The sequence below is a fragment of the Bacteroides faecis MAJ27 genome (assembly GCF_900106755.1).
In the GTDB taxonomy this organism is placed as follows: Bacteria; Bacteroidota; Bacteroidia; order Bacteroidales; family Bacteroidaceae; genus Bacteroides; species Bacteroides faecis.
This window is the reverse complement of the sequence record NZ_FNNN01000003.1, coordinates 1-15,085: the sequence shown is the minus strand read 5'-3', so window position 1 is coordinate 15,085 and position 15,085 is coordinate 1. Positions and strand designations below refer to the sequence as shown.

Here is a 15,085-nt window from a genome sequence, read left to right as displayed (position 1 = left end):
AGATGATAGATAAAAGTATAATGAAGAAGTTATTACTGACATTATTTAGTATAGTTACTGTATGCACTCTGCATGCGCAACGTGAAGAAGTTACGCAGGAACGGATGGAGCAGATTTATGAGGAGGTAAAGACGCCCTATAAGTACGGACTTGCCGTTGCCCCGACCGACAATTATCATAAGATTGATTGTCCCACAGTATTCCGTCAGGGAGACAAGTGGCTGATGACGTACGTCGTTTATAATGGCAAGACCGGAACGGATGGCCGTGGATACGAAACCTGGATAGCAGAAAGTGATAATCTGCTTGAATGGCATACTCTTGGACGCGTACTTTCCTATCGGGACGGAAAATGGGACTGTAATCAGCGTGGCGGATTTCCTGCGCTGCCGGATATGGAATGGGGAGGAAGCTACCAGCTCCAGACTTATAAAGGTCGTCACTGGATGACTTACATCGGTGGCGAAGGTACAGGGTATGAAGCCGTAAAAGCACCACTCTTTGTCGGACTGGCATCTACCAAAGGAGATATTTCCACGGCTCACGAATGGGAGTCTTTAGACAAACCTATTTTAAGCATTCATGATAAAGAGGCACAGTGGTGGGAAAAGCTGACCCAATATAAAAGTACTGTTTACTGGGATAAAGACAAAACCTTAGGGGCTCCGTTTGTGATGTTCTACAATGCGGGAGGGCGCCATCCGGAAACGGACTTAAAAGGAGAACGGGTAGGTATCGCACTCTCCAAGGATATGAAAACATGGAAACGCTATCCCGGCAATCCGGTCTTTGCGCACGAAGCGGACGGAACGATCACCGGAGATGCTCACATTCAGAAAATGGGCGACGTGTATGTGATGTTTTATTTCTCTGCTTTTGAACCCTCGCGCAAGTATAAAGCTTTTAATACGTTTGCTGCAAGTTATGATCTGGTCAACTGGACAGACTGGCATGGGGCTGATTTGATTATCCCGTCTAAGAATTATGACGAATTGTTTGCACATAAAAGTTATGTAATCAAACACGATGGAGTAGTTTATCATTTTTATTGTGCAGTGAATAATGCCGAACAGCGTGGTATCGCTGTTGCCACGAGCCAACCGATGGGACGTTCCGCAGTCCGCTTCCCGAAACCTGAAACAAAGAACCGTCGGATGATCACTGAACTGAATGAAGGCTGGAAAACTTGGTTAATTGACAATTCACAATTAACAATCGACAATTCAAAAGACCATTCAAAGGATAATCACCAATCACCGATTACCAACCGTCAATCATCAGTTATCGATTGTCGAATCCCCCATAACTGGGATGACTATTACGGTTATCGCCAACTAACTCATGGCAACCTACACGGAACAGCCATGTACGTAAAAGACTTCTCTCTCGATAATTGTCAATTGTCAACTGTCAATAGTCAATTAAAAAGGTATTTCCTGCGTTTTGAAGGAGTGGGTACGTATGCTACTATTAAAGTGAACGGACATGACTTCGGACGTCATCCGGTAGGGCGTACTACGTTGACATTGGACGTGACCGATGCACTGAAACAAGGAACAAATCGTCTGGAAGTAAAAGCGGAGCATCCGGAAATGATAGCCGATATGCCGTGGGTATGTGGTGGATGTTCGTCAGAGTGGGGATTTAGTGAAGGCTCTCAGCCGTTAGGAATATTCCGTCCGGTAGTGCTGGAGGTAACAGATGAGATTCGTATTGAACCTTTCGGAGTACACATCTGGAATGATGAAAAGGCGGCTAATATATTTGTAGAAACAGAGGTGAAGAACTATGGTAAGACCGAGGAAACGATAGAGGTAGTTAATAAATTGAGTAATGAGGATGGAAAACAAGTATTCCGTCTGGTAGAGAAAGTGACATTGGCTCCGGGAGAAATGAAGGTAATTCGCCAACAGGCTCCTGTAGAAAATCCTGTTTTATGGGATACGGAGAATCCATATCTTTATAAACTGGCAAGTATGATTAAGCGTGATACTAAAACAACGGATGAGATTTCAACTCCGTTCGGTATCCGTACGATCAGTTGGCCGGTGAAGAGAAATGATGGAGATGGTCGCTTTTACCTGAATGAAAAGCCTGTCTTTATCAATGGCGTATGCGAGTATGAACATCAGTTCGGACAGAGTCATGCATTCAGTAAAGAACAGGTAGCTGCAAGAGTGAAGCAAATACGTGCGGCAGGTTTTAATGCCTTTCGTGATGCCCACCAGCCACATCATCTCGATTATCAGAAATATTGGGATGAAGAAGGAGTCTTGTTCTGGACACAGCTTTCTGCCCACGTGTGGTATGATACTCCGGAGTTTCGTGAGAATTTTAAAAAGCTGCTTCGTCAATGGGTGAAGGAACGTCGTAATTCTCCGTCAGTAGTGATATGGGGATTACAGAATGAGAGTACATTGCCTCGTGAATTTGCACAGGAGTGTAGTGAAATCATTCGTGAAATGGACCCCACAGCACGTACAATGCGTATCATTACCACTTGCAACGGAGGTGAAGGGACTGACTGGAATGTAATTCAGAATTGGAGCGGTACATATGGAGGAGATGTTACGAAGTATGGAAAGGAACTTTCGCAGAAGAACCAGTTACTGAATGGAGAATATGGTGCCTGGAGAAGCATTGATCTGCATACGGAACCTGCGGAATTCGACGCAAATGGTGTATGGAGTGAGAGCCGTATGTGCCGGTTGATGGAAACAAAGATTCGTCTGGCGGAACAGGTCAAAGACAGTGTTTGCGGACAGTTTCAATGGATTTTCAGCAGTCATGACAATCCCGGACGTCGTCAGCCGGATGAGGCATACCGGAAAATAGATAAGGTAGGCCCGTTCAACTATAAAGGACTGGTGACTCCGTGGGAAGAACCATTGGACGTATATTATATGTATCGTGCCAACTATGTTTCGGCAGCTAAGGACCCGATGGTATATCTGGTATCACATACTTGGGCGGACCGTTTTGAGAAAGGACGCCGTCGGGCTACGATCGAAGCATACAGCAATTGTGATTCTGTATTGCTTTATAATGATATGTCCAATGAAAAAGTGACTTATCTGGGACGTAAAAAGAATAATGGCACAGGTACTCACTTTATGTGGGAGAATCGGGATATTCGTTATAATGTACTTCGTGCTGTAGGATATTATAAAGGAAAAGCTGTTGCCGAAGACATTCTTGTACTCAACGGTCTGGAACAAGCTCCTCATTTCGGGATATTGTATCAGGACACAAAACCTCTATTGAAAGGTGAGGACGGATATAATTACCTGTATCGCATCAACTGTGGGGGAGATGATTTTACAGATAGTTTTGGTCAGTTATGGATGCAGGATAATACCAATTACTCCCGTTCATGGGCAGCAAGCTTCAACGAGTTGAATCCATACCTTGCAAGTCAGCGCACTACGAATGATCCGATTCGGGGAAGTCGTGACTGGAAATTGTTTCAGTATTTCCGTTTTGGCCGCCATCAACTGGAATACAATTTCCCGGTAGCTGATGGAATGTATCGAATCGAATTTTACTTCACAGAACCTTGGCATGGAACAGGAGGCAGTGCTTCTGCCGATTGTGAAGGATTGCGCATTTTTGATGTTGCAGTGAATGACTCTGTGGTATTGGATGATCTTGACATTTGGGCTGAAAGTGGTCACGATGGAGCTTGTAAAAAAGTAGTATACGCTATTGTAAAAGGCGGATTATTGAAAATACATTTTCCGGAAGTGAAAGCGGGGCAGGCTTTGATTTCGGGTATTGCTATTGCTTCTGCCAATTCGGATTCGAAACCGACTCTATTTCCCGCATCAGACTGGAATTGGGAGAAGGCAAGTAAAGAAGTGATGGAGAAAACTCCGAAAGAATTGCTTCCCGAAGACAAAAATGCTCGTGTCAGCATAGCTTACGAAGCGGAAGCTGCTGTACTGAAAGGAAAATTCCAGAAGAAAGAACACCGCAAACAGATGGGTGTTTTCTTTGGTAAAGGAAAAGGTAACAGTATTGAATGGAATGTTTCTACAGGATTGGCACAAGTCTATGCACTTCGTTTTAAATATATGAATACTACCGAAAAACCGATGCCTGTATTAATGAAGTTCATTGATTCAAAAGGAGTGGTATTGAAAGAGGATGTACTTACCTTCCCCAAAACACCGGACAAATGGAAGATGATGAGTACCACCACCGGTACATTTATTAATGCCGGACATTATAAGGTACTGCTTTCAGCAGAGAATATGGATGGTTTGGCATTTGATGCGTTGGATATTCAGTAATTCCACCAAATTACAACACTAAAAGTAACGGGATGCAAAGACGTTTTATATAGCTTTCTGTATCCCGTTTCTTATTTTGTCCTTTTCTTATAAATAGAATATAAATGTTATTTTTTTAAGATTCGATGCTCGAATTTTAATTATCCTGAATGTGGATTTTAAATAATCTCTATATTTGAAATTAAAAACAAGATAGACAATGGAAAGCGATATACCAAGGTACAATTTAACGGTTGATTATAAAGTGGGAGAAGGATTCGGGGAAAACTTGCTAGGGTATAAAAATGTTCATTGTAAAATAGAGGCCGGTTTCTTTATTCTTTGTACGAAAGGGACAATACAAGCAACGATTAATGGGAATCACTATAATATTGTCGAAAACGATTTAATTACCTTACCACCTAATTATTTTATGGAAATTCATGAGTTTTCGTCTGATATTCATATTTATTACGCAGGCTTCTCTTTTCAGTTTATAGAAAATATTAATTTGATGAAGTCCACCCAACATCTGCTTCCGATAATCATGCAAAATCCGGTTATCAAATTATCTCCGCTGCAAGCCAATAGCTATAAACTGTTTTATGAATCATCGATTCTTGCATACACTTCGGCCAGAACATTGGCTAACAAAGAGATTGTAAAAGCTGTTCTCACCATGTTTGTAGAAGGAGCGACCGAAATTTACAAATTGCAGAATAAATGGTATATATCATCTCAATCAAGAAAATATGAGATATATCAGGAATTCATACAACTGGTTATGAGGTATTATACTGTTCATCATGGTACCTCTTTTTATGCCAGTCACTTAGGACTTACTCTGCCTCATTTTTGTTCAACAATCAAGAAGGCAGCGGGGAATACTCCGTTAGAAATAATTGCTTCTGTTATCCTGATGGATGCCAAGTCCCGTTTAAAGTCAAGCAATGAGCCTGTGAAAAACATAGCTTTGTCCCTGGGATTCAATAACATCTCTTTCTTCAATAAGTTTTTTAAGCAGCATACCGGTGTCACTCCACAAAAATATAGAGGCCACTAATCTTCTGCTTGCCTTTTGAATGGCAGGGTAACACTAAAACAGCTGCCTTTCCCAACTTCTGATTCAACGGAAATTTCTCCTTGCAGATGTTCGGCAATCGTTTTGCAGATAGAAAGCCCCAAACCGGTTCCCTGCTTAAATGTATCTACCTTATAGAAACGGTCGAATATTTCTTTTTGGCATTCCTGCGGAATCCCCGAACCAGTATCTTCCACAAATACATGAACTGAGTCTGCATGGATAGAATCAACAGTATAACCGAAATGAATATATCCTTTTTCTGTAAACTTGCGGGCATTATTAATGAAATTACATACTACTTGTTTCAGACGTGTAGCATCTGTGTTGATATAGACATCTTCATCGGGCAATATTGCTCTAATATCGATTTCAGATGTAGATTTCACAGCCTGTTCTTTCTCTATATCTATCATTAGAGACTTTAGAGAACAATCTGTGAAAGTAAATTTAATAGTATCTGATTCAATCTTGGATAAATCAAGTATGTCATCAATCAGCCTTAGTAAGTGTTCGCTGTTGACGCTGATTAACCTCACAAAATCGGCACGTTCTTCCTCACTTAATCCATCATAACTGGAACCGATTACATCAGAGAAGCCTACTATTGCATTCAATGGTGTACGAATCTCATGGCTCATATTTGCTAAAAAAGCCATTTTAAGGCGGTCACTTTCTTCTGCTTTCTTACGGGCCTCTATCAAAGTGTTTTCTATGTCTTTATATTCTTGGATACTCAGACAGATTCCCACTAATCGATAGGGATGTCCGGAGATGTTTGCAATATAAGTGGATTGACCCTCAAACCATTCCCAAGTGCCGTCTCCGCGGCGCAAACGGAATGGTACGGTTTTATCAAAAGTTGTATTGCCGCTAAGTTGCACAACAAAGGCATCGGTCATGGTTTGTCGGTCGTCCGGATGAATCATATTCACATATTCCTCCATTGTCAAAGTATTGTTTTCTCCTGCCGGAATACCTAAATGCTCAAAATAACGATCGTCAAGGGTAAATTCACTTCGGCTTATATCGTAATACCAGGGATATATTCTAGTTCTTTGTAAAGCGGTATTCAAGATATACTCTTGTGTTAGTTCTACTGTAATATTGCGGAAAAAGAATAAGATCTTTTTTAATTTACCTTCCTCCCTAATTGTTGCAAATTCCCCTCTGATAGGAAATTGGGTATAATCAACCTGTTCTTGCATAAAAGTATGTTCAGGCAATGAATAAGTTTTTTCTCCTTGACAAATCTTTTGCAGAATAGTCGAGAGTATATCTTCCTTCTTGTTTAGCAGTTTAAATAAATGATTGGCAGGAAGAGGAAGTATCTCATTGACTGATGGGTGAACATGAAGCTCTGTTAGAGCCTGCTGATTAAGTTGAATGACTTCTCCACCAACATCAAATATGATAACTCCATCGGGTAAAATACTTAGTAATTCATCATAATAGAGCGTTTGTTTGTTCTCTTCCATTTCTTTTGGTTTTTAATGCAAATATATAGGATGACGTATATGTTCATAACAAAGAAAGCTATTTCTTAGAATATAATGCCATATTTACAGGACTTTTTGGGACTACTTACGGAGCTATTTAGAATTGCAACATATTTAATGTTAATATGATATTCATATTTTAATATTCAATGCTCCAATATTAATTAGACGATTATTCATATATTGAATCATACAAAAGAATGGCAGAATGAGAACTTATAAAAAGGCAATTCTGTTTTGAAATGATTTTGGCTTTATAAGTAAGTTTACTGTGAAGGAATAAAAAAGAGGAAAACCATCCGTCTTCCTCTTTCTATTTATTATTTAGTGAGTTTTATGCCATTTATTTGCCAGTCTTTTTCAGACGTACCTTCCGTGAAGTTGAATCGTTTTGTATCGAAAGGCAGTGGCTCGAATGTGAGTGAGAACTCGGCTTCTCCGCTTTCGGGCAAAAAGAAATGTTCACCGGGAGTAAGCCCATCGGCCTTCTTTAGAGTGTATGATCCCCCTTTTTCATCTGTCAACTGGGCATTTGTGCTTACTTGTATCCAGTATTTAGGTATATAGTACGCATAGAAGTGGATGATTGTGGCCGTATCAGTTAGTTCTACTTGTTTCACTTCAAGAATATCAGTATTGGTTGATTCTGTAACCGGATGATTAACAATCTTGTCATTGGTCCCTTGAGTTATACTCATCTCGCGTTTGGGTACATCCAGATATCTGCGCATTTTAAGTTTTAGGCTACCCTTACCATATCCCGACCACATTTTCATGATTTTTCCTTCCGGAGAAATGAGAACATAATTGGGAATACCATTGACATCATATACCGCAGACAGCCCGGCATTCTGTTTCAGGTCGCTTAGGTTTTGCCAAGTCATCTCATGTTGTGCAGAAGCAGCCTTCCATCGGCTCTTGGTATCCGAGCTCAAACTGACAATAGTGAGTCGGTCTTTATATTGTTCATGAATCTCTCTCATTTCGGGCAGAGCCATGATACAAGGTCCGCAACCGCTACTCCAAAAATCAAGAAGTATGAATTTCCCCTTAAAGTCAGCTAAATGGTGAACATTTCCGTCCAGATCGAAAAGATCGGAATCTGCCATTTCATCTCCTTCTTTTACTGTCTTTGGAGGGAAAAGATTGACTGTTATTTCTTGTCCTGTTATGGAAGCTTTCTGTTCTTCGTTCAATCTGTTATACAAAGCCAGTATTTCTTCTTTATCAGTAAACTTAGGATTGTACTTTACAGACATGCTTAAACCAAATAACTTATCCATCCAAATATTGGAAATAGGGAGTTCCTGCATCAGCTTCACTTCCCGTTTATCAATAATAGCCGATATGCTGTCCGATTTTGCCCGTATTGCTTTTCGTTCGGCTTCCGGAGCAGAACGCATATTGATAGCCAGGCGTTGGAATTCGTCCCATAAGTCACGTGAGTTTTCGATAAATCGATTATACTCTTGCTGTTCTTTCACCGGACTCTCTACTTTCCATGTGTAAATCAAAGTGTTTGTACCTGTTACTTTTATTTTGGCGTTGGGAGTTGCATAAATCTCCAGAGACATCGGAGGAAAATCCGCTTCACGGTTACACATAAGTGACAATTGATCCATACCACTTTCTCCTGCATTTCGCTTGAAAAAGAACGTTCCATTCCGTATTGTGTCCGAAGCAACGACACTTCCTACACGTCCATCCGTTAAAAACAAAGAAACCAGAGTTCCATCTTTCACTCCTTTTACATCGCCTTCAATTGTATACTCATTTTGTGCTTGCGAAGCGAGACTACTTAATAAAAGGAGGCTGCTGAATAGTAGTTTTTTCATAATAAAAATATTAGAATTAGTTATAAGTCACAAGGTAGAGCTTTTCATCATAGAGTGTTTCTTCTTTTATTATTCTTTAATATTTCTGTAAAAGAAAGGGGTACAAAATGCCCTTTCGTCCGTCTACTTGATATGAAGAAAAAAGAACGAATGAGAATATATACTTTACTGCTTGGCGCATTGATTGCTTGCCCGATGCAGGCACAAACAACGCATGACTGGGAGAATCATCATGTTCTCCAGATCAATCGTGAACCGGCACGAGCTGCTTTTATTCCTTTTTCCACGCAGAAAGGAGATTGTTCTATGTCTCTGGATGGAATCTGGAAGTTCCGTTGGACTCCTGTGCCTGATGAAAGAATCATAGATTTCTATCAGGCAAACTTCAATGATAAAAGCTGGAAAGATTTTCCTGTCCCTGCTAATTGGGAAGTGAATGGATATGGTACACCTATTTACGTATCTGCAGGTTACCCATTCAAAATAGATCCTCCGCGAGTGATGGGAGAGCCAAAGGCTGACTATACCACTTATAAAGAACGAAATCCGGTCGGACAGTATCGGCGTACATTCGTTTTGCCTGTCGGATGGGAAGCAGACGGACAGACTTTTCTGCGCTTTGAAGGAGTGATGAGTGCTTTTTATGTATGGATAAATGGCGAACGGGTGGGATATAGTCAGGGAAGTATGGAGCCTAGTGAATTTAATATTACCAGTTATTTGAAGACTGGTGAGAATCAGATTGCGCTGGAAGTTTACCGATATAGTGACGGATCATACCTTGAAGATCAGGACTTCTGGCGTTTTGGTGGTATTCATCGTAGCATTCATCTGATACATACACCTGATATTCGCATCCGTGATTATGCTATACGTACTCTTCCTGCATCTGCCGGTGAGTATAAAGACTTTATTTTGCAGATTGATCCTCAATTTAATATATACGGAGGTATGACCGGAAAAGGATATACAATACAAGGTATGTTGAAAGACGCGACCGGAAAAGTAATTGTAACGTTACAGGGAGAGGTTGAAGACATATTGGATTTAGAACATAAAGCCAGCCGGATGAATGAATGGTATCCGCAGCGTGGGCCACGTAAGATGGGACGTTTGTCAACTGTTATAAAATCCCCGGAGAGATGGACGGCAGAAACCCCTTATCTCTACAAGTTACACTTGGCTTTGTTAAATCCGGAAGGAAAAGTGATAGAGCAGACAGAACAGTCAGTAGGTTTCCGTTCTGTGGAAATTAAAAAAGGACAGCTACTGATTAATGGTAATCCGGTCCGCTTTAGAGGTGTAAACCGTCATGAACACGATCCGAGGACAGCACGTGTTATGAGTGAAGAAAGAATGCTTCAGGATATACTTTTAATGAAACAGGCGAACATCAACGCTGTCCGAACCAGCCATTATCCCAATGTGAGCCGTTGGTATGAACTTTGTGACAGTTTAGGGCTGTATGTGATGGATGAAGCGGATATTGAAGAGCACGGTCTACGCGGAACACTGGCTAGTACACCCGATTGGCATGCTGCATTTATGGATCGTGCAGTCCGCATGGCAGAACGTGATAAGAATTATCCGAGTATCGTGATGTGGAGTATGGGAAATGAAAGCGGTTACGGCCCCAACTTTGCGGCCATTTCTGCATGGCTACACGATTTTGACCCTACACGCCCTGTACATTATGAGGGCGCACAAGAAGTGGATGGTGAGCCTGACCCGAAGACGGTCGATGTAATCAGCCGTTTTTATACTCGTGTGAAACAAGAATATTTGAATCCCGGCATTGCAGAAGGAGAAGACAAGGAGCGTGCGGAAAATGCACGCTGGGAACGGCTGTTGGAAATAGCGGAACGTACTAATGATGACCGTCCGGTAATGACAAGCGAATATGCACATTCGATGGGTAATGCATTGGGAAACTTCAAAGAATATTGGGATGAAATATATAGTAATCCACGCATGTTGGGCGGTTTCATCTGGGATTGGGTAGATCAAGGTATTTATAAGGAATTGTCAGATGGACGTATCATGGTGGCGTATGGTGGAGACTTCGGTGATAAACCGAATCTGAAAGCTTTCTGTTTTAATGGCTTATTGATGAGTGACCGTGAAACGACTCCGAAATATTGGGAAGTAAAGAAGGTATATGCTCCGGTTCAGTTGGCAGTCAACAATGGGCAATTGATCATTACAAACAGGAATCATCATATAGATTTGTCTCAATATCGTTGCTTGTGGACACTGTCGATAGATGGCAAACAGAAGGAACAGGGAGAAATCGCATTACCGGAAATAGCTCCCGGAAAGAGCGAAGCGGTCGCTTTACCCGTTTTCCCTAGGAACTTAATGAAGACACGTTCCGATTGTCAACTAAAAGTAAGCATCGTTTTGAAATCTGATGCTCTTTGGGCGAAAGCAGGACACGAGGTAACTTGGGAACAGTTTTGCTTGCAGAAAGGGGATTTGTTATCTGCTGATGTAGTCAATAAAGGAACACTGCAAATAAATGAGGATGATAAAACTCTATTGATTAACGGACGAAGTTTTTCTGTTCAGTGGGAAAAGGGAGTAACCGGAAGTATGACCTCTCTTATATATAATGAAAAAGAGATGTTGGCTCATTCAGATGATTTTCCGGTTCAGCCAGTCACACAAGTCTTTCGTGCTCCGACAGATAATGATAAGAGTTTTGGAAACTGGTTGGCAAAAGACTGGAAATTGCATACAATGGATAATCCCCGGATTAACCTGGAGTCTTTCAATCATGAAGAACGTGCAGATGGAGCAATTATAGTCAGGATACGGACAACTAATTTATATAAGGAGGGGAGAGTAACAACGACATCAGTTTATACAATTTCCTCTGATGGAACCATTGATCTGAAAACTACTTTCTTACCACAAGGAGTGCTCCCGGAATTGCCTCGTCTAGGACTTGCATTTTGCCTGTCTCCGGCTTGTAATACGTTTACATGGTATGGAAGAGGACCGCAAGATAATTATCCCGATCGAAAGACATCTGCTGCAATAGGGCTTTGGAAGAGAACAGTAGCAGAACAGTATGTACATTATCCTCGCCCACAGGATAGTGGAAATAAGGAAGAAGTGCAGTTTCTTACGTTGACAGATAAACATAATAAAGGTATTCGTGTAGACGCTGTAGAAAATGTATTCTCTGCATCCGCTTTGCATTATACCGCACAGGATTTATATAAAGAAACACACGACTGCGATTTAAAGCCACGTCCCGAGGTCATTCTCAGTATGGATGCTGCTGTACTTGGATTAGGGAATAGCAGTTGTGGACCAGGCGTGCTGAAAAAGTATGCTATTGAGAAAAAAGAACATACACTGCATGTACGCATAAGCAAACTGTAAAATAAGATTTGATACAAATAAATAGTAACTAACACAATAATAAAAGTAATAATGAGAAAAGTAACCACTTTATTATCGACTTTAGCATTGGCAACTACGCTGGCTGCTCAAAATCTTCCGCAAACGGAACGACAATACCTTTCCGGTCACGGATGTGATGATATGGTAGAATGGGACTTCTTCTGTACTGACGGACGTAATTCAGGCAAATGGACAAAGATCGGTGTACCATCTTGTTGGGAGTTGCAAGGCTTTGGTACCTATCAGTATGGAATCACCTTTTATGGCAAAGCATTTCCCGAAGGCGTTGCTGATGAGAAAGGAATGTATAAATATGAGTTCGAAGTTCCCGAGAAGTTTCGCGGGCAACAGGTGAATCTTGTATTCGAGGCTTCAATGACAGATACCGAAGTCAAAGTAAACGGACGGAAGGTTGGTTCGAAACATCAGGGAGCTTTCTATCGTTTTTCATACAATGTCACTGATTTCCTTAAATACGGAAAAAAGAACCTCTTGGAAGTAACAGTGTCTAAAGAAAGCGAAAATGCCAGTGTGAATCTTGCCGAACGTCGTGCCGATTACTGGAATTTTGGTGGTATCTTCCGCCCGGTATTCCTGGAAGTGAAACCTGCCATTAATTTGCGACATATCGCAATTGATGCGCAAATGGATGGAACCTTCCGTGCCAATTGTTACACAAATATATCCAATGATGGAATGAGTATCCGTGCCCAGATTCTGGATAATAAAGATAAGAAACTGGTAGAAACGACTGTACCGGTGAAGGCAGGAGGGGATTGGACATCGTTACAATTAAATGTTCCAAATCCGGCTTTGTGGACAGCGGAAACTCCCAATCTTTATAAAGCTCAGTTCTCCCTGCTTGATAAGAATGGCAAAGTGTTGCACAATGAAACTGAAAAATTTGGTTTTCGCACTATTGAAGTACGCGAAAGTGACGGACTATATATAAATGGAGTACGCATCAATGTACGGGGTGTCAATCGTCATAGTTTCCGTCCGGAAAGTGGCCGTACGCTAAGTAAAGCAAAGAATATCGAAGATGTTCTTTTGATGAAAGACATGAATATGAATTCTGTTCGCCTGAGTCATTATCCTGCCGATCCGGAGTTTCTGGAAGCATGTGATTCTCTGGGACTTTATGTGATGGATGAATTAGGTGGCTGGCATGGCAAATATGATACCCCGACCGGAGTACGACTGATTGAAGGAATGATAGAGCGGGATGTTAACCATCCGTCTATTATTTGGTGGAGCAACGGTAATGAAAAAGGATGGAATACCGAACTCGATGGGGAATTTCATAAATACGACCCGCAAAAACGTCCGGTGATTCACCCGCAAGGTAATTTTTCCGGTTTTGAAACCATGCACTATCGTTCTTACGGTGAAAGTCAGAATTACATGCGTTTGCCGGAAATCTTCATGCCGACAGAATTCCTCCATGGTTTGTACGATGGTGGTCACGGTGCCGGATTGTACGACTATTGGGAAATGATGCGCAAACATCCCCGCTGCATCGGTGGATTCCTTTGGGTACTGGCAGATGAGGGAGTGAAACGTGTCGATATGGATGGTTTCATTGATAATCAAGGGAACTTCGGTGCTGATGGCATTGTAGGGCCACATCATGAAAAAGAGGGTAGTTTCTATACAATCAAGCAGTTATGGAGTCCGGTACAAATTATGAATACTTCTATTGACAAGCAGTTTGACGGTAAATTCTCTGTAGAAAACCGCTATGATTACCTGAACCTGAATACTTGTCGCTTCCTCTGGAAACAGGTGAAGTTTCCTACTGCAACAGATACTTCTAATACAACCACTCAAGTTCTGAAAGAAGGAGAGGTACAAGGAAGTGATGTGGCAGCTCATTCAACAGGGATACTGGATATTAAAACAACCATTCTTCCGAATGCTGATGCCCTTTTCCTTACAGCGATTGACAAATACGGTCATGAGCTATGGCGCTGGACTTTCCCTGTAGATAAATTGAATCAGACGAACGAAGTGTTTTCTCCTCTATCTGGTAAAGCAACATATTCAGAAACGGAAAATGAGCTGACTGTGAAAGCGAAGAATCATACTTTCATTTTCTCAAAGAGAGATGGCCAACTAAAAGGTGTATCAGTGAACAATCATAAGATCAGCTTTGCCAATGGACCTCGTTTCATTGGTGCCCGTCGTGCGGACCGTTCTTTGGATCAATTTTACAATCACGATGACGAAAAGGCAAAAGAAAAAGACCGTACTTATAGTGAATTCCCTGATGCCGCAGTATTTACCAAACTAGAGGTAAAAGAAGACGGAGGAAACCTGATTGTTACTGCAAATTATAAATTGGGGAATCTTGATAAAGCACAATGGACAATCAATCCCAATGGAGAGGCGGCATTGGATTATACGTACAATTTCTCCGGTGTGGTAGATTTAATAGGAATCTGCTTCGACTATCCCGAGGATCAGGTCATCAGCAAACGATGGCTGGGAGCAGGACCATACCGTGTATGGCAAAACCGTATTCATGGTACGCAATACGACGTATGGGAAAATGACTACAACGATCCTATTCCGGGTGAAACATTTACCTATCCTGAATTCAAAGGATATTTCGACAGCGTCTCCTGGATGAATATCCGTACAAAAGAAGGTACTATCAGTCTGACCAATGAGACTCCGGATTCCTATATCGGAGTATATCAGCCGCGTGACGGTCGTGACCGATTACTTTATACGCTTCCTGAAAGTGGAATCTCTGTCTTGGATGTGATTCCTCCTGTACGTAATAAAGTAAATTCCACAGATCTGTGCGGTCCTTCTTCACAACCCAAATGGGTAAATGGTCCGCAGACCGGTCGAATCATTTTCCGGTTTATGGAATAAATGAAATAAAGAGGTTGTGTCAAAACGCTGGCACAACCTTTTTTTATGCACAAAGCCCAGACTTTCACAAGCCCGGGCTTTGTTATTACCCAAAGTTTTTGTATC

At 41.4% G+C, this 15,085-nt stretch carries 6 protein-coding genes; 4 read left to right on the top strand and 2 right to left on the bottom strand.

The annotated features are described in order from the left end of the window. The first annotated feature begins 20 nt into the window (after positions 1-20). Together BLW31_RS03485 and BLW31_RS03480 are read left to right on the top strand one after the other, a co-directional pair. A complete protein-coding gene (locus tag BLW31_RS03485) occupies positions 21-4,292 on the top strand; it encodes a beta-d-glucuronidase/beta-L-arabinofuranosidase (protein ID WP_010537933.1) in 4,272 nt (1,423 codons plus the stop codon). Between the two features lie 199 nt (positions 4,293-4,491). Beyond that, positions 4,492-5,334 (top strand): AraC family transcriptional regulator, encoded by an 843-nt coding sequence (locus tag BLW31_RS03480; RefSeq protein WP_010537934.1) that lies wholly within the window; start codon positions 4,492-4,494, stop codon positions 5,332-5,334. Here the strand turns inward: BLW31_RS03480 and BLW31_RS03475 are convergent. Beyond that, positions 5,331-6,830 (bottom strand): sensor histidine kinase, encoded by a 1,500-nt coding sequence (locus BLW31_RS03475; RefSeq protein WP_010537935.1) that lies wholly within the window; start codon positions 6,828-6,830, stop codon positions 5,331-5,333. The genes BLW31_RS03480 and BLW31_RS03475 overlap by 4 nt on opposite strands. 341 nt (positions 6,831-7,171) lie before the next feature. Beyond that, positions 7,172-8,686: a TlpA disulfide reductase family protein gene (locus tag BLW31_RS03470; protein WP_010537936.1), complete on the bottom strand. Its 1,515-nt coding sequence runs from the start codon at positions 8,684-8,686 to the stop codon at positions 7,172-7,174. Between the two features lie 150 nt (positions 8,687-8,836). Here BLW31_RS03470 and BLW31_RS03465 point away from each other — a divergent pair, with 150 nt between their 5' ends. After that, entirely contained in the window at positions 8,837-12,076 is a 3,240-nt protein-coding gene (locus tag BLW31_RS03465) for a glycoside hydrolase family 2 TIM barrel-domain containing protein (RefSeq protein ID WP_010537937.1), read from the top strand. A 51-nt stretch (positions 12,077-12,127) separates the two neighbouring features. Then, positions 12,128-14,980: a glycoside hydrolase family 2 TIM barrel-domain containing protein gene (locus BLW31_RS03460; RefSeq protein ID WP_010537938.1), complete on the top strand. Its 2,853-nt coding sequence runs from the start codon at positions 12,128-12,130 to the stop codon at positions 14,978-14,980. The last annotated feature ends 105 nt before the right edge of the window (positions 14,981-15,085 follow it).